This window comes from Actinosynnema sp. CS-041913 (assembly GCF_050942485.1).
In the GTDB taxonomy this organism is placed as follows: Bacteria; Actinomycetota; Actinomycetes; order Mycobacteriales; family Pseudonocardiaceae; genus Actinosynnema.
In genome coordinates this window covers 5,657,240-5,675,320 of the sequence record NZ_CP192037.1, presented here as the reverse complement: position 1 = coordinate 5,675,320, position 18,081 = coordinate 5,657,240, and the positions used below count along the sequence as shown (strand labels likewise).

The following is an 18,081-nucleotide window of genomic DNA, read 5'->3' as shown; positions in this document are numbered from 1 at the left end:
CTGTTAACGTCCGCCTTGATCGGTCGGGAAACATCACCCCCTCGGTTGAGCCGTGCGGGTGAACGTCTTCGGCCGGTGACTGCGCGCGGTCGCACTCCGGGCCTGGGTGACCTGCGCCGATCGGCAAGGCTTTAACCGAAGTCGAAGGCCGGATTCGCTTATTGCGCCGCGGTCGGTGTTTGTCGGTGTGGTGCGCCGGTTATCTATCTGGCGGTAGCGATCCGGAGTTCGTCGTGATCGAACTCGTGTTTCGATCTTTTCTCCTTTTACCTGGAATAGGATGCACATGGCCATGTCGAGATGTGTTCTCGGCTTGCCCGGCGCGGTGGGGCCCGTTCGTCGGGTGGTCGACCTGGAGATCGTGATTCCCGCCTACAACGAGGCGGCGCGGTTGCCCGCGACCCTGCGTGAGGCGGTGGCCTACCTCGACCAGCGCCCGTGGCGCACGCGGATCGTCGTGGTGGACAACGGCAGCGTCGACGAGACGGCCGAGGTGGTGAGAGGTGTCGAGGCCGGCGGGGTGGACCTGGCGGTGATCGGGTGTTCGCGCCCCGGCAAGGGCGCCGCGGTGCGGCGGGGTCTGTCGGTGGGGACGGCGGCGTTCGTGGGGTTCGTGGACGCGGACCTGTCCACGCCGTTGGACACGTTGACCGAGGTGATGTCCCGACTGCGGTGGGGCGCGCCGGCGGTGGTGGCCTCGCGGCATGCGCCGGGAGCGCGGTTCGTGCGCGCCCAGCCGTTGGGGCGGCGCCTGGGCAGTGCGGTGTTCCGGGCGTTGGCGCGACCGTTGGTGGTAGGGGTGCGCGACACGCAGTGCGGGTTCAAGTTCTTCCAACGGGACGTGGTGCACGCGGCGTTGCGGCGGTGCCGGGTAACGGGTTTCGCCTTCGACGTGGAGCTGTTGCGCCAGGTGCAGGCCGCGGGTCGGCAGGTCGTGGAGATCCCGGTGGCGTGGACCGACGACGCGCGTTCGACCTTCCACCCCGTGCGCGACGGCGTGGCCTCGTTCGTGTCGCTGCTGCGCCTGTACCGGCCGGGTGTCGCATGACCAACGTGGAACGACTGCGCGGCAAGCACTTGGCCGTGTTGAACTGGCGGGACATCCGCCACCCGCAGGCCGGTGGGGCGGAGTCGTACATGCACCACATCGCCCGTCGCTGGGTCGAGGCGGGAGTTCGGGTGACGTGGCTGACCGCGCGTCCGGCCGCGCTGCCCGCGCACGAGGTGATCGACGGCATCGACGTGGTGCGCGCCGGCGGCACCCTGTCGGTGTACCCGAGGGTGGCGTGGCGGTTGCTGCGCGACAGCGGCGGGTTCGACGCGATCGTGGACTGCCAGAACGGAATCCCGTTCTTCGCCCCGGTGTTCGCCGGTCGGAGCGTGCCCGTGGTCCAGGTGGTGCACCACGTGCACCAGGACCAGTTCGCCGACCGGTTCGCCGCGCCGATGGCGGCGGTGGGCCGGTTCCTGGAGGGGCCGGTGGCCCGCCGGGTGTACGGGCGTCGTCTCACGGTGGCGGTCTCGCCGTCCACGCGCACCCGGCTGCGGCAGCGCCTGGGTTTGCGCGGACCGATCTCGATCGTGCCCAACGGCACCGCCACCCCGGCAGGCGCGATCGGGCCGCGCGATCCCGACCCGATGATCGCGGTGGTCAGCCGGCTGGTCCCGCACAAGCGCCTGGACCTGCTGGTGTCGGCGCTGCCGGAGGTGGCGGCCCGGTTGCCGGCCGTGCGCGTCGACATCGTCGGCGACGGCGTCGAACTGCCCCGCCTGCGCGCCCTCGCCGCACGTCTCGGCCTGCACGAGGTGGTGACCTTCCACGGGTGGCAGCCGGACGCGGTCCGGGACGCGATCCTCAGCCGCGCCTGGCTGACCGTGTCCACCTCCGCGGGCGAGGGCTGGGGGTGCGCCATCATCGAAGCGGCCGGCCGGGGAGTGCCGTGCCTGGCCGTGGACGCCCCCGGTGTGCGTGATTCGGTCATCCACGGCCGCACCGGCCGACTGGTGGATGACACCGACGACCTGCCCGCGGCGGTGGCCGGCATGCTCTCGGACCTGGCGGACCCCGGCACGGCCGACGCGTTCGCCGACCGGTGCCGGGCGTGGGCGGGGTGCTTCACGTGGGAGCGCAGCGCCGAACTGCTGGCCGGCGTGATCGTGCAGCAGGCGGCCGGACAGCAGGTCGGCTGCCGCCGCACCGCCCGACCCGACATCGCCACCGTCGTCCGCTGCGCGCCGGGCGCCACACCCGTCGTCGGGCGGCTGCGCGCCACCGACGAGATCACCACCCACCGCGACGGCGGCACGACCGTGCTGCTGGGCGGCTGCGACGACTTCGACGCGCCACGCGTGGTCGAACGGCTCGGGCTGACCGTCGAGCACGTGCGCCTGGCCGACCGCTACGACCTGCTCGCCGGCCCGGCCGGTCTGCCGGTCCGCCTGACGCCCACCCGCGAGGAGGCGAGGCGGGCGTGAACGGGCTCCACCGCGCGGGGGCGCTGGTGACCGCGTCCGCCGGGCTGGTCGGCGTCGCCGGCTACGTCGGCACCCTGCTCATGGCCAACCTGCTGACGCCCGCGCAGTTCGTCGACTACAGCGCCGCCCAGTCGCTGCTGACCACCGCCGGCGTGGCCGCCGCCGCCTTGGTGCCGCTGCCCTTGGCCCGCGCGGTGCGGGCCTGCCCGGCGGGCTCGGAGGCCCGGCGCGACAGCACGGGTTTCGCGGTGCTCGTGGCGTTGCTCGGAGGGGTGGTCACCGCCGTGGTGCTGACCGGTCTCGGCCTGGTCCTGAGCACACCCGGCGTGGCCGTGGCGCTGGGTGCGGCGGGGTTCGCGGTGTTCGTCATCTCCCCGGTGTGGGGATGGCTGCAAGGCGAAGCGCGGTTCGGCCGCTACGCCGCGGCCTCCGTCGCCGAGGTCGTGCTGCGGCTGGTGGCGAGTGTGGCCGCCGTCGCGCTGGGACTCGGCTCGGCGGGCGCGGTCGGCGGGTTCGTCGTCGGCACGGTCGTCGTGGTCTGGACGGGCGTGACCACCCTGCGCGGCGACCTGGCCTGGCGGCCGGGCCTGGTCCGCGATCGGGCCCGGTGGCGCGAGACCGGCGTGCTCGCCTCGACGCAGTTCACGCTGTCCGCCCTGATCGGGTGCGATGTCGTGCTCGTGGCCGCGCTCGACGGCGACTCGACGGCCGGTGCCGGCTACCAGGCGGTGGCGGTGTTGGCCAAGGGCCCGGTGTACGTGGCCGCCGCAGCGGCGCTGACCGGTTTCCCGCTGCTGCGCAACACCGCACCCGAGCGGGCTCCCGAGGTGGTCGGTGCGGTGCTCCGGTCGTTCACCCGGCTCGCCCTGCCCGTCGCCGCCGTGGTCGCCACCGTGCCGGCGTCGGCGGTGCTGGCCGTGCTGCCCGATCGGTACGCGGGCGCGATCGGCCTGTTGCCCTGGCTGGCGGTCGCCGGGTTCTCGTTCGGGGCGATCAGCACCGTGGTCATGGTGTTGCTGGGGGTGGGCGCCCACGCCAGGTGCCGTGCCGCGCTCGCCACGGCGACCGTGGTGGTCACCGGCAGCATGTGCGCGGGCTGGTACACCGCCGCCACAACGGGACTCGCGGTCGGCGCGGCCCTCGGCACCTCGACCGCCGCGTTGGTGTGCGCGGTGCTCGTTCGGCGGTTCCTGCCCACCCACGCGGTTCGGGCGATACCCCGTGCCGCGGTGTCCGCCGCCGTGCTGACCGTGGTGCTGCTGGTGGCCGGCTTCTCGACACCGGTGTGGCTGGGCGTCGCGGTCGTCGCGGTTCTGGTGGCGCTGTGGCCGCGTCGCGAACCGCGCCGGAGGCCGGGGGAGTTCCTGGACATCCTGCACCTGGGATTCGAGGACCCGGAAATGCCCGGCTCGGGCGGCGGTTCCCTGCGCACCCACGAGATCGACCGGAGGCTGGTGGCCGCAGGCCACCGGGTCACCGTGCTGACCACGAGGTTCCCCGGCTGCCGCGACCGCGTCCAGGACGGCGTCCGCTACCTGCACGTCGGCCTGGGACGGGGGAGGACCCTGGTCGGGCGGGTCGTCGGCTACGCCCTGGTGCTCCCCTTCGCCGCGCGCGGGCACGCCGCCGACCTCGTCGTGGAGGACTTCTTCGCACCCGTCTCCACGATGGCCGCTCCACTGTGGACCGGCCGGCCGACGATCGGTGTCGTCCAGTGGCTCAACGCCCGCGACAAAGCCCGCCAGTACCACCTCCCGTTCCACCTCGTCGAACGGTTCGGTGTGCGTCGCCACCGGCGACTGGTCGCCGTGTCGCGGGGCGTCGCGGACCGGTTGGCCGCCCTGAACCCCCGTGCGCACGTCGAGGTCATCGGCAACGGGGTGGACCCGTCGGCGTTCGCCGCCACTCCCTCCGACGGCGACGACATCGTCTACATAGGACGATTGGAGTTCATGCAGAAAGGCCTCGACCTGCTCCTGCGCGCCTGGGCCTCGGCCTGCCACCACGTCACCGGGAACCTGGTCGTCGCCGGGACCGGGCCCGGCGAGCACCGGATGCGGGACCTGGCCGACGACCTCGGCATCGCCGACCGCGTCCGCTTCACCGGCTGGGTCGCCGGGCAGGCGAAGTACGACCTGCTCGCCCGCGCCCGCCTCGCGGTCGTCCCGTCCCGGTTCGAGACCTTCGGCATCGTCGCCGTCGAAGCACTCGCCACCGGCACTCCCGTGCTCGCGTTCGACATCCCCTGCCTGCGCGAAGTCGTGCCGGCCCACAGCGGCGAACTGGTCGCCCCGTTCGACGTGCCGGCCTTCGCCGAGGCCCTGGTCCGCTTGCACCGCACACCCAAGTCCGACGACCGTGTCCGCCGGGCCCGCTCGTTCGCCGAGACCTACGACTGGGACACGCTCGCACGACGCCAGGCTGACTTCTACCACCGCGCTGTCCACGGGGACGGCCCCTCCTGCTGCTCTCACCCGGAGCCGGCCCCGACGACGCCCGCACCCACGAGATGATCGACATCTCCGCCACCGCCGCCAGGCTGCCCACGGCCGACGACCGCCGGGAACTCATCGCCTGGCTCGACGCGATCACCACACTGCACCCCACAAGGCGGTGAACCCGTGACAACGCCCCTCATGACACACACCGAAGGACAACCGCGCAGGCACGCGCCGCTGCTCATCGCGACAGGTTTCGGCATCGTCGCCTTGGCGGTGCGAGCCCTCGGCCTGACCCGCGCCTTCGACCTGTGGGTAGACGAAATGGTGTACGCGCGACTGGGCTCCACCGCGTCCCGAGGCCAGTTGCCCAACCTCGACGGCATCCCCTTCTTCCTGCACCCGCCCGGCAGCTTCCTGCTCAACGGCCTGCTCATCGACTTGTTCGGGTTGTCGGGAACCGACATGGACCTCGCGCTGGCGCTGCGCTGGGGCAACGCCGTGCTGGGCGCCGTGACCGTCGCACTCGGTTTCCTGCTGATCAGCCGTGTCGCCGGCACCGGCATCGCCGCGGGTTGCGCGACGATCCTCGCGTTCGACCCGTTCGTGCTGCGCAACAACAGCAGGCTCTTCCTGGAGACCCCCGCCATCGCGGTGACCCTGGCCGGCTACCTGCTCCTCGTCCGGGCCGTCAGCAGCGGAGGCCGCGTCCCGACGGGAACCGCGATCGCGGCAGGACTCCTGCTGGGCTGCGGCGTGCTGACCAAGGACGTCACGATCGTGCTCGCCGCCGTGCCCCTCGCCTTGGCCGTGGTCTGGAAGAAAACCCTGCACACCAAGGAAGTGGCGGTCGTGCTCGCCGCCGGTGCCGTGCCCTACCTGCTGTACCTGACCGTCGTCCTGTTCAACGGGCTGTTGGGCACGTGGGGCCACGCCAAGCTCGACGGCATCGAACGGATGATCGGCCTCACCCAGACCACCGGTTTCAACGCACCCGACACCCCGAACCTCATCGGCCGCCTCATCGACCAGTTCGGGTACTTCGGCACCAGCTACCTCCTGCTCGCCGCATGCCCCGTCGTCGGGGTGATCGCGGCACGCAGCGCACAACCAGCGCGACGACTCGTCGGGATGTGCGCGGTGGCAATGGGCGCACTCGGCCTCTACGCCGCGGCCTTCGGCACCTTCGAGGAACAGTACGGGTACGGCGTCATCGTCGCCGGAACCCTGGCCCTCGGCGCTGCCGCGGCGGAACTCCGCGACAGCCACCCCCGCCTGGCCAGAGCCGGCGCGGTCGGCCTGGCCTGCCTGATCGTGCTCACCGCGGCACTGGGCATCCGCGTCGAGACCACCAGGGACAACAGCATCCAAGCCGTCCGCGACTGGGTGCGCCACCACCTGCCCGCCGATGCCAAGGTCGGCGTCACCTCCAACACGGCTCAGTGGGCTTTCGCCGACGACCCCAGGTTCGGCGTCTGGCCCTCCGCACCGACACTGCGCGACAACGGCGCCACCTACATCCTCACGCACGACCTGCTCACCGAACAGGGGTACAGCTACGCCAAGACCGCCGTCATCACCTGGCTGCGTGACAGCGCCACACCCCTCGTCACCTTCAGCGGCCCGAGCAACGGCGCCACCGTCCTGTGGCGAATCGACCGCGCCACCTTGGACAGGGCGGCCCTTGAAGGCATCGGATCATGACGCGGAAGCCGCTACTCGACCAGCCGGGCTCCGGCTTCACTCGACCCGAGCGGACACCTCGTCCAGCGCGGCCGTCTCGTCCGCGGAGAGTTCCAACGTCGCCGAGGCCAGCAGAGCCGGGAGCTGTTCGACCGTCCGGGCGCTCGCGAGCGGAGCGACCACACCCGGGCGGTCGCGCAGCCAGGCGATCGCCACCGTGGCCATCTCCACCCCGCGGGCGGACGCGATGTCCTCGACCACCTCGACGACGGCGAGCCCGGCCGCGGAGAAGTACCGGCCTGCGAGGATGTGACGGATTGCCCCGCCGAAGTCCTGCTTGTTCCTGCGGTGCTTGCCGGTGAGGAGCCCGCCGGCCAGCGCGAGGTACGGCATGGCCTTGCGGGACCTGCCGATCCTGCGGTACTTGCCGGTGAGGAACCCACTGGCCAGCGCGAAGTACGGCACGGCGGCGATCCCCTTGCCGGCGAGGACGGGAGCGATCTCGCGCTCGTACGGCTGACGCGTCACGAGGTTGTAGTGCGGCTGGACGACGGTCGGGGGCTCGTACCCTTCGCGGTGGCAACTGTCCAGCCACTCGGCGATCCGGGCGCCGGTGTAGTTCGACAAGGCCACCGCGCGGATCTTGCCTGCTTTGCGCAGCGCGTCGAACGCTTCGACGGTTTCGGCGAGCGGCGTCTTGGGGTCGTCGAAGTGGGCGTAGTACACATCGACGTAGTCGGTCCCCAACCGCGTCAGCGACGCGTCCAAAGCCGCCGCGACGTTGGCCGCGGCCAGTCCCTTGAACCCGGGGTGCTCGCCCACCTTGGTCCCGATCACGACGGCGTCGCGGTTCTTGCGGCCGGCCAGCCACGAGCCGATGATCGTCTCCGACTCGCCGCCGGAGTTGCCCGGCAGGAAAGCGGAGTAGCCGTCCGCGGTGTCGATGAAGTTGCCACCGCCCGCGACGAAGGCGTCCAGCACCCGGTGCGAGGTCGCCTCGTCGCTGGTCCAGCCGAACGTGTTCCCGCCGAGCACGAGGGGGAACACGTCGATACCCGAGCGGCCGAGCTGTGCCATGGAAAATCCATCCGTCCGTTCGTCCACCGGGAACGATTGGCGATTTCGCCTGCGGCAGGCCGGGTTCGAGGGTAGCGAGGACGGTGCCGAGGCCTCCACCGCCAACCACCGGATCGGCCTTTTCGGGCAACTGGTCACCGTGCGGACAACCGGTCCAAGGCAGACCGGCTCTCGTCGTCCGCGGCGCGGTAGATCACCAACAGTTGGTCCGGATCCTGCAGTGGTGTGAGCGTCTCGAAATGCACGGCGATCGGACCGACGCCGGGGTGCCGCATCACCTTGCGCCCGCGGCCGTTGACCTTGACGTCCCGCTCGCCCCACAATCGCGCGAATTCCTCGTCACCGGCGGTGAACCCGGCGATGAGGTCGGTCAACACCTGATCCTCCGGATGCGCCGCCCACGCGGTGCGCAGGTGGGCGATCCCCTCTCGCACGACGCGTTCGCGGTCGACGTAGAAATCACGCATCTTCGGATACCCGAGGCACAGCCACAGCGCATTGCGCCGCGACGGCGGCAGGGTGTCGAAATCCGGCAGCAGTCTCGCCATTTCGCCGTTCCAGGCCAGCATGTCGTAGCGGTGGTTCATCACCATGGCCGGCAGCGGCGACAGGTCGGCGACCAGCCGGGCCAGCGGCGGCGCGGCAGCGGTGGCCGGCCGGTCGGCGTTGCGGGGGCGCGGCCGGGCCAGGTCGAAGAGGTAGGCGCGCTCGTCGGGTGCCAGGCGCAGCGCCCGGGACAGCGCCTCCACCACCTCCGCGGAGGGCCGCAGCCCCCGCGCCTGTTCCAGCCGCACGAGGTAGTCGACGCTGACTCCGGCCAGTTCGGCGACCTCTTCGCGGCGCAGCCCCGGGGTCCGCCGGGACCGCCGACGCGACGGCAGTCCGAAATCGTGCGGGTCCAGGCGTTCGCGCCGGGTTCGCAGGAACGCGGCCAGCTCCCGCGTCGTGTCCACCGCGCGGGTCGTCATGCCCGGTCCAACCGCCAGGGTAGGACTGGTGTTCCCAGGAAGTCCTTTCCCTTACTTCCGGCGCGCGACGGCCCCAGGCTTGTTCCGACAGCGGATCACGAGCACAGGAGGACACGATGTCGCTCACCCTCGACACCTACCGGCTGCTGGGCCGCTCCGGGCTGCGGGTCTCACCGCTGGCGCTGGGCGCGGCGACCTTCGGCACCGAATGGGGCTGGGGAGCCGGGCAGGACGAGGCGCGCAAGCTGTTCGACACCTACGTCGAGCGCGGCGGCAACTTCATCGACACCGCCAACACCTACACCAATGGCAGCTCCGAGCGCCTGCTGGGCGAATTCACCCGCGACAACCGCGAGAGCCTGGTGCTGGCGACGAAGTACACGACGCTGCGCCGGCCCGGCGACCCGAATTCCGGGGGCGCTCACCGCAAAGGCCTGTTCGCGTCGGTGGAAGCCAGTCTGCGACAGCTCAGCACGGACTACCTCGACCTGCTGTACCTGCACGTGTGGGATGTGACGACGCCGGTCGAGGAGATCCTGCGCGGTATGGACGACCTGGTCCGGCAGGGCAAGGTCTTGTACCTGGGGATCTCCAACACGCCGGCCTGGCAGGTGTCGCGCATGCAGGCGATCGCCGACCTGCGCGGCTGGTCGCCGCTGGTCGCGCTGCAGATCGAACACAACCTGATCGCCCGCACCGGGGAACGTGACCTGATCCCCATGGCACGCGAGATGGGGCTGGGTGTGGTCCCGTACTCACCGCTGGCCGGCGGGGTGCTCACCGGCAAGTACAGCCGCGCCGACCTGACCGCGGCGAACGTCGCACCCGACGACGGCACCCGCAAGAGCTTCAACGCCGCCTTGGGCATGGTCACCGAACGCAACCTCGCCGTCGCCGCTGTCGTGCAGGAGGTCGCCGCGGACCTGGGCCGCACCCCCGCCCAGGTGGGGCTGGCCTGGGCGCTGCAGAGCCCAGGAGTGACGGCACCGGTCATCGGCGCACGCACGCCTGCGCAGTTGGAGGACAACCTGGGCGCCTTGGAGGTCGACTTCACCGCCTCCCAGTTGGCCCGCCTGGACAAGGCCGGCGCGATCGACCTCGGCTACCCGCACGACCTGCTCGCCAGTGACCACATCCGCAAGGTGACCAAGGGCGACCTGAAGATCGAAACCCGCCGCTGATCCGAGCACAGCTTGCGGTTCAAGCATAGGGTCAGGCCTGTGACGCAAGACGATGACGAGTTGGACGGCCTGGTGCGCAAACGCATTCGCGCCCTGCGAGTAGCGCAGGGTTGGTCGCTGGAGGAGCTGGCCACCCGCGCCCGGCTGAGTCCGTCGTCGCTCAGCCGGATCGAGAACGGCCGGCGCCGCCTCGCCCTGGACCAGCTTGTCACGCTCGCCCGTGCCCTGGACACCTCTCTCGATCAGTTGGTCGAGAACGACACGGACGACGTGATCGCCAATCCGGTGATCGACGGCACCCACGGCTCGCTGCGGTGGCCGGTCAAAGCGGATCCCGGGATGACCGTCATGCGCCAGCGCATGACGAACCCACCGCCGGACAACCCCGCCCGGATGCGCGCGCACCCGGGCCGCGAGTGGCTCGTCGTCCTCTCCGGCACCGCCGTGCTCCTGCTGGGCCACCGCCGATTCCGGGTGGAGACCAACCAAGCCGCCGAGTTCCCCACCATGCTCCCGCACGCGATCGGCACCGCGGGCGGGCCGTGCGAAATCCTGGGCATCTTCGACCGCGAAGCCCGCCGCGGGCACCAGGCCGACAAGAAGGCACGGCCGGCGACCGACCGATCGTGATGACCGGCTGGTGCTCGATCGATTGCGTCATCGGCATCCCGAACGGCGAGCGCCTTGCCTCATAGGCAAGACGCCGTGCACCTGACGCATGACCGACCTACCGTGGCGTTATGAAGCTCAGTGCGCAGGACCAAGACGGTGCCCACGTCCACGATCACGGACATGGCCACCGGAGCGACGTGGACGGACACGCTGAAATTCTCGATCTCGACGCGGAGGTCCTCGCCGAGCACACCGCGTCCATCACCGCGTGGCTGCCCGTCGACGTGAGCCCCCGCCAGATCGTGGACCTGGGCGGTGGGACCGGCGCTGGCACTTTTGCCCTACTCGCCCGCTTCCCCGAGGCACACGTCACCGCCGTCGACTCCTCGGCCGACCACCTGCGGCGCCTGCGGGACAAGGCCGGTGAGCACGGGGTGGCCGACCGCGTGCGCACGGTCCAGGCCGACCTGGACTCGACGTGGCCGGAACTCGGCGAGCCCGACCTGGTGTGGGCGTCGGCTTCGCTGCACCACCTGGCCGATCCCGACCGCACGCTGCGCCGGGTACACGACGCGCTGGTACCCGGCGGACTGTTCGCCGTGGTCGAACTCGCCGGCTTCCCCCGGTTCCTGCCCGACGACGCCCCCGAGAACCGCCCTGGCCTGGAGGCGCGCTGTCACGCCGCGAGCGACCGCCGCCACGCCGAGCACGTACCCCACCGAGGCGCCGACTGGGGCCTCAAGCTGACCACCGCCGGATTCACCCTCGTAGGCGAACGCACGATCGCCGTCGACATCGACGGCTCCCGCTCCGAGGCTGTCGGCCGCTACGCGCTCGCCGGCCTGCGACGCGTGCGTGACGCCGTCGCCGATGCGCTCTCGGCGGACGACTTCGCCGCGCTGGACCAGTTGCTCGACATCGACAGCCCTCGCTGCATCACCCGCCGCGACGACCTCGCGGTGCGCACCGAACGCGTCGTGTGGGCCGCACGCCGCACCTGACCTCTCGGCAGTGGAGAAAGGGATCGACACCTCATGGATGCAAGTCACGTTCCCTCGCACCAGCAGACAGCGAACGATCACGTGCCCGCCGGCTACGAGGCGTGGCGCAAGGACAGGTGGGACGAGATCGCCGGCCCGAACGGCAAGGCGAAGGTCGTCGCCAACGGCCGGGTGACCGGCCGGGACGCCCACGTCTTCCCGGGCGTCCCCGGCCAGTGGCGCCTCACCGAGGCGGACGTCTTGACGGTCTCGGCCGCGGCCGACGACGGCGTGACGGTCAACGGCGAAGCGGTGGACGGCACGGTCGAAGTGCCCTCCGGCAGCTCTCTCGCGTTCCCCGGCGGACAAGTGGGTTTCGCCGGAGGCGCGGACGGGTTCTACGGCGTGGTCGTCATGGACCACCAAAAACTCGCCCGATCGGGCCTCAGCGGGATCGACACCTACCCCTACGACCCGGCCTGGGTCTTCGAAGGCGAATACCGGGCCGCTCCGGAAGGCCGTCGCATCGAAGTGGGACGCCTGACGACTCCCCGCAGCACGCAAGCCGTCCTGGCACCCGTCGACCTCGCCGTCACCATCAACGGCACTGACTACGTGCTGTCCGTGCTCGAAGACATGCCGGGCCAACGACTCGTGATCTTCACCGACGAGACCAACGGCACCGGAACACCCGACATCGGCCGCTGGCTGGTGCTGCCCCTCCTGGAGCCCGGCAGCACCCTGACGGTCGACTTCAACCAGGTGACGCTCTCCCACCACCACCTGGCCCCGGCCATCTACACCTGTCCTCTCCCTCCTCCCGGCAACCACCTGCCCCTGCCGGTCGAAGCAGGAGAACGCGCCTTCGTCCACGCCCACAGCAAGGAAGCGACACCATGAGCCAGGACCTCAAGGACAAGGCGATCACCTACCTCCGCCACCTGGAGAACAGGAAGTGGGCCGACGCGCGGGCGATGTGCTCCGAGAAGGCCACCGTCTGGCACAACGACGGGAAGGGCGACTCGACGATCGAGGAGAACATCTCCGGCATGGAAGCCCTGGTCGAGCCCGTCCGGTCGATGCGCTACGACATCACCCGGCAGTTCTCCCAGCCCGACGAAGTCCTCCAGCAACACGTCCTGAACGTGGTCATGAAGGACGGAGCGCTCTTCCGCGTCGACGCCGCCGTGTACTTCCGCTTCGAGAACGGCCTCATCACCCGCATCGAGGAATATGCCGGCATGTCCGGCGGAAATCCGGCGGGCTAGCTGTTCCGCCATCGTGGCGAGCGTTTCTCCGTGAAGGCCCTGGCGCCCTCCTCGGCGTCGGCGGAGTCGAGGACCGGGGCGATGATCTCCTCCTGCCGGTCGAACCCCTCCGACGTGGACCAGCCCGTGCCGTCGGAGATCACTCGTTTGCTTGCCCGGACAGCGAGCGGGCCGTTGGCGGCGATGGTTCCGGCGAGGTCGAGCGCGACCGGAAGCGCCTGTCCCGGTGCGGTCAGGCGGTTCACCAGGCCGTGGTGGTGGGCGGTTTCGGCGGTCATGGGTGCGCCGGTGAGCGCGAGTTCCATGGCCAGGTGGTACGGCAAGCGCCTGGGCAGGCGCAGCAGGCCGCCGCTCGCGGCCACCAGGCCACGGCGCACCTCCGGGAGGCCGAACGTCGCCGTGTCGGCCGCGACGACGAGGTCGCAGGCCAGCACCAGTTCGAAACCGCCGGCCAGCGCGTAGCCCTCCACGGCGGCGACGACGGGTTTGCGCGGCGGGCGCCGGGCCATGCCTGCCAGGCCGCGTCCGGGCAGCGTCACGTCCTCGCCGCGCAGGAACGCCTTGAGGTCCATCCCCGCGCAGAACGTGCCGCCCGCCCCGGTCAGCACCCCGACCGCGATGCTGTCGTCCTCGTCCAACCGGTCCAGGGCCGCGGCCATGCCCGCGGTCACGGCCGCGTCTATCGCGTTGCGCGCGCGCGGCCGGTTGATGGTGATGACCTGGATTCCGCCTTGCCGCTCGACCAGCACCTCGTCAGTCATCGTCCCCCGCCAATTCCGCCAGCAGGATCGGCACGGCGACCTCGATGGTCTGCAGCCCGATCAGGCTGGCGACCTCCAGCACCGCCATGATCTCCGCCGTGGTCGCTCCGTGCGCACGGGCGTTGTCGATGTGCACCTTGAGGCCGGGGGCGTACATGTGGGTGGCCGAGGCGTCGATCGCCACGTAGACCAGCTCCCTGACCTTGGGGCCCAACGTGTCCCCGCGCCACGGCGCCGACGAGAACTCCAGGTAGGCGGCGAAGTAACCGGGATCGAGGGCGAGCACCTGCTCCCAGACCGGATCCCAGTACCCGCGCCGGGCGATGAACTCCGCTTTCAGGTCGGGCCGGGTGATCCCGCCCTGTTCGCCGAGCATCGGCACGCCGACGGCCACCGCGTGCACGCCCACGACCGAGGTGAGCTGGAGGACCGCCATGATCTCCGCCGCGTCCGCGCCTTCGGCCAGTGCCCGGCGGATGTGCCTGCGCAGGCCCGGGACGTGCAGGTGCGTGGCGGACGCGTTGACGGCGATCGCCACGAGTTCCCGGAGTTTCGGGGCCAGGGTGGGCGCTGCGGCCAGGCCGGCGCAGGCGGCGAAGAACTCGGGGTCGGACTTCGACACCGCCTGCCAGGTGCGGCCGGTGAGGTTCATGTGCGTCCTTTCCGCCGGACGAAGCCGAAGTACGGCAGGATCTTGGTCAGCAGGTAGTACTCGCCGTGCGGTTTGGGCCATTGGGTGACGTTGCGCCCGGTCGCCGAGTGGTAGTAGTTGGTGCAGTTCGCCTCCATCGCGGAGGTGCTGCGCACGATCTCCCGGTCGACCCAGCGCACCCAGCGGCGGGCCGCGTCCGCCTTGGTGTCCACGACGCTGCCCCGCCTGTTCCGCAGACCCGCGACGGCGCGCGCGGCGACCTCGGCCTGGCGTTCGAGCTGGGCGACGATGGAGAAGCCGCCGTTGGTGTTCGGCCCGTACAGCATGAAGAAGTTGGGGAACCCGGGCACGGTGATGCCGAGGAACGCCGACGGCTCGCCGTTCCACACGTCGTGGATGGCGGCCCCGTTCACCCCGCGGACGTCAAGGGAGGCGAGGAAGTTCGTCGTCTGGAACCCGGTGGCCATGACGAGCACGTCGACCTGTCGTTCCACGCCGTCCGCGGCCACGATCCCGGTCGGGGTCACGCGAGTGACGGCGTGCGGCACGAGTTCGACGTTCGGGCGGTTGAGCGCGGGGTAGAACCCGGTCGCCAGCACGGGCCGTTTGCACCCCCACGGGTAGTCCGGGGTGAGGTGGGCCCGCAGCGCGGGGTCGTCGATGGTGTCGCGGAGGTACTCCCGGCACCGCCGCAGGTTCTCCCGCTGCCGCGCACTGGCCAGGTCGTACCCCTTGAACATGACCCTGAACTGGTAGAACAGGCTCGCCCGCCGCAGCTTCTGCAGGATCGGGAAGCGCCGGAACAGGTGTCGCTCGCGCGCGGTGAAGTCCCGTTCGCCCTTGGGCATGATCCAGCCGGGCTGGCGCTGGAAGACGTACAGCCGGTCCACCTGGCCGGCGATGGCGGGCACGACCTGCGTCGCGGTCGAACCCGTGCCCACCACCGCCACCCGCTTGCCGGCGAGGTCCTGTCCGTGGTCCCAGCGCGCGGTGTGGAACTGCACGCCCGCGAACCCGTCCAGCCCCGGCCAGTCCGGGTAGCGCGGGACGTTGAGCAGCCCGAGGCAGCTAATCACCACGTCGAACCACTCCGTCCCGCCATCGGCCAGCCGGACCTCGTAGCGCGCCGTGTCCTCGTGCCAGGTCGCCGATTCCACCCGGGTCCGGAACCGGCAGTGCCGCCGGAGGTCGAACCGGTCGAGCACGTGCTCGGCGTACTCCTGCAACTCCGGTTGCGTCGCGTGGGTCCGCGACCAGTCGTAGGTGAGGAACGAGAACGAGTAGGCGTGCGACGGGATGTCGACCTCGCAACCGGGGTAGCGGTTGTCCCACCACGTGCCGCCGGGGCCGTCGGACTGCTCGAAGACGGTGAACGCCGCAATGCCGCGTCGCTTGAGCTTGACGGCGGCGGCGATGCCGCCGAGCCCGCAGCCGATGATCGCCACCCTGGGGTGTGCCGCGGTCATCGGGACATCAGCCCCGTCAACACGTCCACGCCGAACCGCAGCGCGTCCACCGGGCAGCGCTCGTCAACACCGTGGAACATCGCCGGGTAGTCGTAGCCCGGCGGCAGCAGCATCGGGGTGAACCCGAAAGTCTGCATCCCCAGTTGCCGGAACCACTTGTTGTCCGTGCCACCGCTGAACACGAACGGTGCGGCCTCGCTGCCGGGCAGCACGTCGCACAACGCATCCGTCATCCGGTCGAACCACTCCCCATCGTGGTCGGTCCAGGCCGCCGGGCTGCGCCGCAGGAGCGTGGCGGTGGCCGAGTCGCCGAGCCCCGTCCTGATGTGGTCGTCGATCGCGTCCTCGTGGCCGGGGACGAACCGGCAGTCGAACCGGGCCCACGCGTTACCGGGGATCACGTTCTCCTTGTACCCCGCGCCGGTCCGGGTCACGTTGACGGTGTTGCGGATGCCGGCGACGAGCATCCGGGCGAACGGCCCGGTGGTGGTCGCCAGCAGGGTGTGGACCTCATCCGGATCGTCCACTTCGTGCCCGGCCAGGCGCGAAGCCAGCGCCCGCATCGGTTCGGTGACGGCGAGCGGCTGGTCCGCGGACACCAGGCGCCGCACGGTCGCGGCCAGCTTGGGGATCGGGTTGTCCTCGGCGATCATGCTGCCGTGCCCCGCGATCCCGCGCTCGCGGACTTCGTACCACCGCAACCCCTTGTCCGCCACCGAGATGGCGAACACCGTCCGGTCGCGCGGCGGGGTGACGTTGAACCCGCCCACCTCGCCGATCGCGGCCTGGCAGCCGTCGAACAGTTCGCGGTGGCGCTCGACCAGGAAACCGGCGCCGTGCCTGCCCCCGGTCTCCTCGTCGGCGAGGAACGCCAGCACGATGTCGCGGTTCGGCCGCCGGCCGGCGGTCACCATGGCGTCCACCGCGGAGAGCGTCATGGCCACCGCGTTCTTCATGTCCACCGCGCCGCGGCCCCACACGTGCCCGTCGGCGATCTCACCGCTGTGCGGGTCGACCGACCAGGCCGCGCGGTCGGCCGGAACGGTGTCCAGGTGGCCCTGGACCAGCAGCGCGGGCAGGCTCGGATCGCGGCCCGGCCACCGGGCGACGACATTGGTGCGACGGGGGAGTTGCTCGTACACCAGGGGGTCGAGCCCGCTGTCGGACAGGTGCGTCGCCACGTACTCGGCCGCCGCGCGTTCGTGGGAACCTGGGTTGCTGGTGTCGAACCGGATCAGGTCGCTGCAGATCTCCTCGACCGGCTTGCGGCCCGGCGCGGTCATCGGGGGCCGCCGAGGGTGAGGGCAGCGAGGGCGTAGGTCTTCACGGCGGTGAGGTAGTCGGCGACGGGCACGGACTCGTCGTCCCAGTAGCAGTCCATCGACCCGGGTCCGTAGGTGACCGCCTTGATCCCGGCCTCCCAGAAGATCGGGGTGTCCGGCCACGCCTTGTGCACGTCGAACCGGGCAGGCTCGCCGGTCACCCGCCGGTGCGCGGCGGCGACGTCGAGCACGATCCGCTCGTCCGGCGACATGGCCAGGGAACTGCGTGGATTCCGGACGCAGGTCGCCTCCAGCGTCACGTCGACCGGGAACTCGGCGAGCCGGTCGAGCGCGCGCGACACGGCCGCCCGCACGTCGCGCAGCACGTCCCCCTGCGTCTGCGCGGCCGGGAACCGGAAGTCGAAGGTGATCTCGCACCGCTCCGGCACCAGGTTGTGCGCCACACCTCCGGTGATCCGGGCGGGGTTGCAGACCTTGACGTCCGGCAGTGCCCGGCCGGCGCTGTCGGTGATCGGCATCGCCAGCACCTCGCCGATCACCTTCGCGGCCCGCTCGACGGCGTTCACACCGATGTCGAGCGCCGTGGTGTGGGCGGCCCGGCCGGTCACCGTCACGGTCACGTACGCGATGCCGCGCTGTCCGGTGAGCACGTGCAGGTCGCTGGGCTCGCAGTTGATAGCGTACTCGGCGCGCAGACCGTCCCTGAGTGCCTGGCGTGTCCCCTCGCCACCTTCGAAGTGGTTGGGCACCGCGAGGACGACGACGTCACGGGGTGGGCGCAAACCGGCCTCGGCCAACAGCACCGTCGCCATCGTCATGGCGGCGGTGCCCGCCTTCATGTCCGCCACGCCGACGCCGTAGACACGACCGTCCTCGATGTCGCCGCCGAACGGGTCGCGCTGCCACGACTCCGACGGCGGATACACCTCCATGTGACCGTTGAGGATCAAGGCGTCCCTGGCAGGCTCGGCTGTTCCGTCACCCCACCTGGCCAGCACGTTGGGCATCCCGTCGGTGCCGGAGTACGGCAGCTCCACATCGAGGCCCGCGTCCCGCAGCGGCGCGGCCAGGTACTCCGCGGCCGTGGTCAGCGCCCGCGCGTCACCCCAGACGCTGGGGATGCGCAGGAAGTCCCTGAGGAAGGAGACGAGCCGGTCCGCGTGCTCGTCGACGACGTCGACCACTCGTCCGGCATCGGTCGTGCTCGCTGGACCAGGCATGGGCATCCGTCCTTTGT

General features: G+C 70.9%; 16 protein-coding genes. 9 read left to right on the top strand and 7 right to left on the bottom strand.

The window, feature by feature from the left end; translation table 11 throughout:
* Positions 1-292: 292 nt before the first annotated feature.
* The 4 genes from ACQPZF_RS25680 to ACQPZF_RS25665 all read left to right on the top strand — a co-directional run bounded on the left by ACQPZF_RS25680 (position 293) and on the right by ACQPZF_RS25665 (position 6,617).
* On the top strand, positions 293-1,048 hold the full coding sequence (locus tag ACQPZF_RS25680) for a glycosyltransferase (protein WP_433261012.1): 756 nt from the start codon (positions 293-295) through the stop codon (positions 1,046-1,048).
* Entirely contained in the window at positions 1,045-2,475 is a 1,431-nt protein-coding gene (locus tag ACQPZF_RS25675; RefSeq protein ID WP_433261010.1) for a glycosyltransferase family 4 protein, read from the top strand. The genes ACQPZF_RS25680 and ACQPZF_RS25675 overlap by 4 nt, the downstream gene beginning before the upstream one ends.
* Positions 2,472-4,988, top strand: a complete 2,517-nt coding sequence (locus ACQPZF_RS25670; RefSeq protein ID WP_433261008.1) for a glycosyltransferase — start codon at positions 2,472-2,474, stop codon at positions 4,986-4,988. The genes ACQPZF_RS25675 and ACQPZF_RS25670 overlap by 4 nt, the downstream gene beginning before the upstream one ends.
* Before the next feature lie 123 nt (positions 4,989-5,111).
* Positions 5,112-6,617 carry an ArnT family glycosyltransferase gene (locus tag ACQPZF_RS25665; protein ID WP_433261006.1) on the top strand — a complete coding sequence of 502 codons (1,506 nt, stop codon included), beginning with the start codon at positions 5,112-5,114 and terminating at the stop codon, positions 6,615-6,617.
* A gap of 36 nt (positions 6,618-6,653) precedes the next feature.
* On the opposite strand, the gene ACQPZF_RS25660 is transcribed toward ACQPZF_RS25665, so the two are convergent.
* Entirely contained in the window at positions 6,654-7,673 is a 1,020-nt protein-coding gene (locus ACQPZF_RS25660) for an aldo/keto reductase (RefSeq protein WP_433261004.1), read from the bottom strand.
* Positions 7,674-7,807: 134 nt separating this feature from the next.
* The gene (locus ACQPZF_RS25655) at positions 7,808-8,641 is read right to left on the bottom strand and encodes a helix-turn-helix transcriptional regulator (RefSeq protein ID WP_433261002.1); all 834 of its coding nucleotides are present in this window, start codon (positions 8,639-8,641) and stop codon (positions 7,808-7,810) included.
* A 116-nt stretch (positions 8,642-8,757) separates the two neighbouring features.
* Here ACQPZF_RS25655 and ACQPZF_RS25650 point away from each other — a divergent pair, with 116 nt between their 5' ends.
* The 5 genes from ACQPZF_RS25650 (at position 8,758) to ACQPZF_RS25630 (ending at position 12,682) form a co-directional block, all read left to right on the top strand.
* On the top strand, positions 8,758-9,822 hold the full coding sequence (locus tag ACQPZF_RS25650; protein ID WP_433261000.1) for an aldo/keto reductase: 1,065 nt from the start codon (positions 8,758-8,760) through the stop codon (positions 9,820-9,822).
* Between the two features lie 39 nt (positions 9,823-9,861).
* Complete coding sequence (locus tag ACQPZF_RS25645; RefSeq protein WP_433260998.1) at positions 9,862-10,452, top strand: helix-turn-helix domain-containing protein; 591 nt, start codon at positions 9,862-9,864, stop codon at positions 10,450-10,452.
* Between the two features lie 179 nt (positions 10,453-10,631).
* On the top strand, positions 10,632-11,435 hold the full coding sequence (locus ACQPZF_RS25640) for a class I SAM-dependent methyltransferase (RefSeq protein WP_433260996.1): 804 nt from the start codon (positions 10,632-10,634) through the stop codon (positions 11,433-11,435).
* 33 nt (positions 11,436-11,468) lie between these two features.
* On the top strand, positions 11,469-12,314 hold the full coding sequence (locus tag ACQPZF_RS25635; RefSeq protein WP_433260994.1) for a DUF1684 domain-containing protein: 846 nt from the start codon (positions 11,469-11,471) through the stop codon (positions 12,312-12,314).
* The gene (locus ACQPZF_RS25630) at positions 12,311-12,682 is read left to right on the top strand and encodes a nuclear transport factor 2 family protein (RefSeq protein WP_433260992.1); all 372 of its coding nucleotides are present in this window, start codon (positions 12,311-12,313) and stop codon (positions 12,680-12,682) included. The genes ACQPZF_RS25635 and ACQPZF_RS25630 overlap by 4 nt, the downstream gene beginning before the upstream one ends.
* Here ACQPZF_RS25630 and ACQPZF_RS25625 read toward each other — a convergent pair.
* Genes ACQPZF_RS25625 through ACQPZF_RS25605 form a run of 5 tightly spaced genes read right to left on the bottom strand, consistent with a single transcriptional unit; the run spans position 12,679 to position 18,064 of the window.
* Complete coding sequence (locus ACQPZF_RS25625) at positions 12,679-13,443, bottom strand: crotonase/enoyl-CoA hydratase family protein (protein WP_433260990.1); 765 nt, start codon at positions 13,441-13,443, stop codon at positions 12,679-12,681. The genes ACQPZF_RS25630 and ACQPZF_RS25625 overlap by 4 nt on opposite strands.
* Positions 13,436-14,095, bottom strand: coding sequence for a carboxymuconolactone decarboxylase family protein (locus ACQPZF_RS25620; RefSeq protein ID WP_433260988.1), 660 nt, complete (start codon positions 14,093-14,095; stop codon positions 13,436-13,438). The genes ACQPZF_RS25625 and ACQPZF_RS25620 overlap by 8 nt, the downstream gene beginning before the upstream one ends.
* Complete coding sequence (locus ACQPZF_RS25615; protein ID WP_433260986.1) at positions 14,092-15,561, bottom strand: flavin-containing monooxygenase; 1,470 nt, start codon at positions 15,559-15,561, stop codon at positions 14,092-14,094. Before ACQPZF_RS25615 ends, ACQPZF_RS25620 begins: the two co-directional genes overlap by 4 nt.
* Positions 15,558-16,844, bottom strand: a complete 1,287-nt coding sequence (locus ACQPZF_RS25610) for a M20/M25/M40 family metallo-hydrolase (RefSeq protein ID WP_433260984.1) — start codon at positions 16,842-16,844, stop codon at positions 15,558-15,560. The genes ACQPZF_RS25615 and ACQPZF_RS25610 overlap by 4 nt, the downstream gene beginning before the upstream one ends.
* Positions 16,841-18,064: a M20 family metallopeptidase gene (locus tag ACQPZF_RS25605; RefSeq protein WP_433260982.1), complete on the bottom strand. Its 1,224-nt coding sequence runs from the start codon at positions 18,062-18,064 to the stop codon at positions 16,841-16,843. The genes ACQPZF_RS25610 and ACQPZF_RS25605 overlap by 4 nt, the downstream gene beginning before the upstream one ends.
* Between the last annotated feature and the right edge of the window lie 17 nt (positions 18,065-18,081).

What these genes read in the sequence shown, in the direction of transcription:
- ACQPZF_RS25655 (WP_433261002.1), bottom strand. Translation starts at nt 8,641, where the DNA reads ATGACGACCCGCGCGGTGGACACGACGCGGGAGCTGGCCGCGTTCCTG.
- ACQPZF_RS25610 (WP_433260984.1), bottom strand. Translation starts at nt 16,844, where the DNA reads ATGACCGCGCCGGGCCGCAAGCCGGTCGAGGAGATCTGCAGCGACCTG.
- ACQPZF_RS25680 (WP_433261012.1), top strand. Translation starts at nt 293, where the DNA reads ATGTCGAGATGTGTTCTCGGCTTGCCCGGCGCGGTGGGGCCCGTTCGT.
- ACQPZF_RS25625 (WP_433260990.1), bottom strand. Translation starts at nt 13,443, where the DNA reads ATGACTGACGAGGTGCTGGTCGAGCGGCAAGGCGGAATCCAGGTCATC.
- ACQPZF_RS25615 (WP_433260986.1), bottom strand. Translation starts at nt 15,561, where the DNA reads ATGACCGCGGCACACCCCAGGGTGGCGATCATCGGCTGCGGGCTCGGC.
- ACQPZF_RS25660 (WP_433261004.1), bottom strand. Translation starts at nt 7,673, where the DNA reads ATGGCACAGCTCGGCCGCTCGGGTATCGACGTGTTCCCCCTCGTGCTC.
- ACQPZF_RS25675 (WP_433261010.1), top strand. Translation starts at nt 1,045, where the DNA reads ATGACCAACGTGGAACGACTGCGCGGCAAGCACTTGGCCGTGTTGAAC.
- ACQPZF_RS25635 (WP_433260994.1), top strand. Translation starts at nt 11,469, where the DNA reads ATGGATGCAAGTCACGTTCCCTCGCACCAGCAGACAGCGAACGATCAC.
- ACQPZF_RS25630 (WP_433260992.1), top strand. Translation starts at nt 12,311, where the DNA reads ATGAGCCAGGACCTCAAGGACAAGGCGATCACCTACCTCCGCCACCTG.
- ACQPZF_RS25665 (WP_433261006.1), top strand. Translation starts at nt 5,112, where the DNA reads ATGACACACACCGAAGGACAACCGCGCAGGCACGCGCCGCTGCTCATC.
- ACQPZF_RS25620 (WP_433260988.1), bottom strand. Translation starts at nt 14,095, where the DNA reads ATGAACCTCACCGGCCGCACCTGGCAGGCGGTGTCGAAGTCCGACCCC.
- ACQPZF_RS25650 (WP_433261000.1), top strand. Translation starts at nt 8,758, where the DNA reads ATGTCGCTCACCCTCGACACCTACCGGCTGCTGGGCCGCTCCGGGCTG.
- ACQPZF_RS25605 (WP_433260982.1), bottom strand. Translation starts at nt 18,064, where the DNA reads ATGCCTGGTCCAGCGAGCACGACCGATGCCGGACGAGTGGTCGACGTC.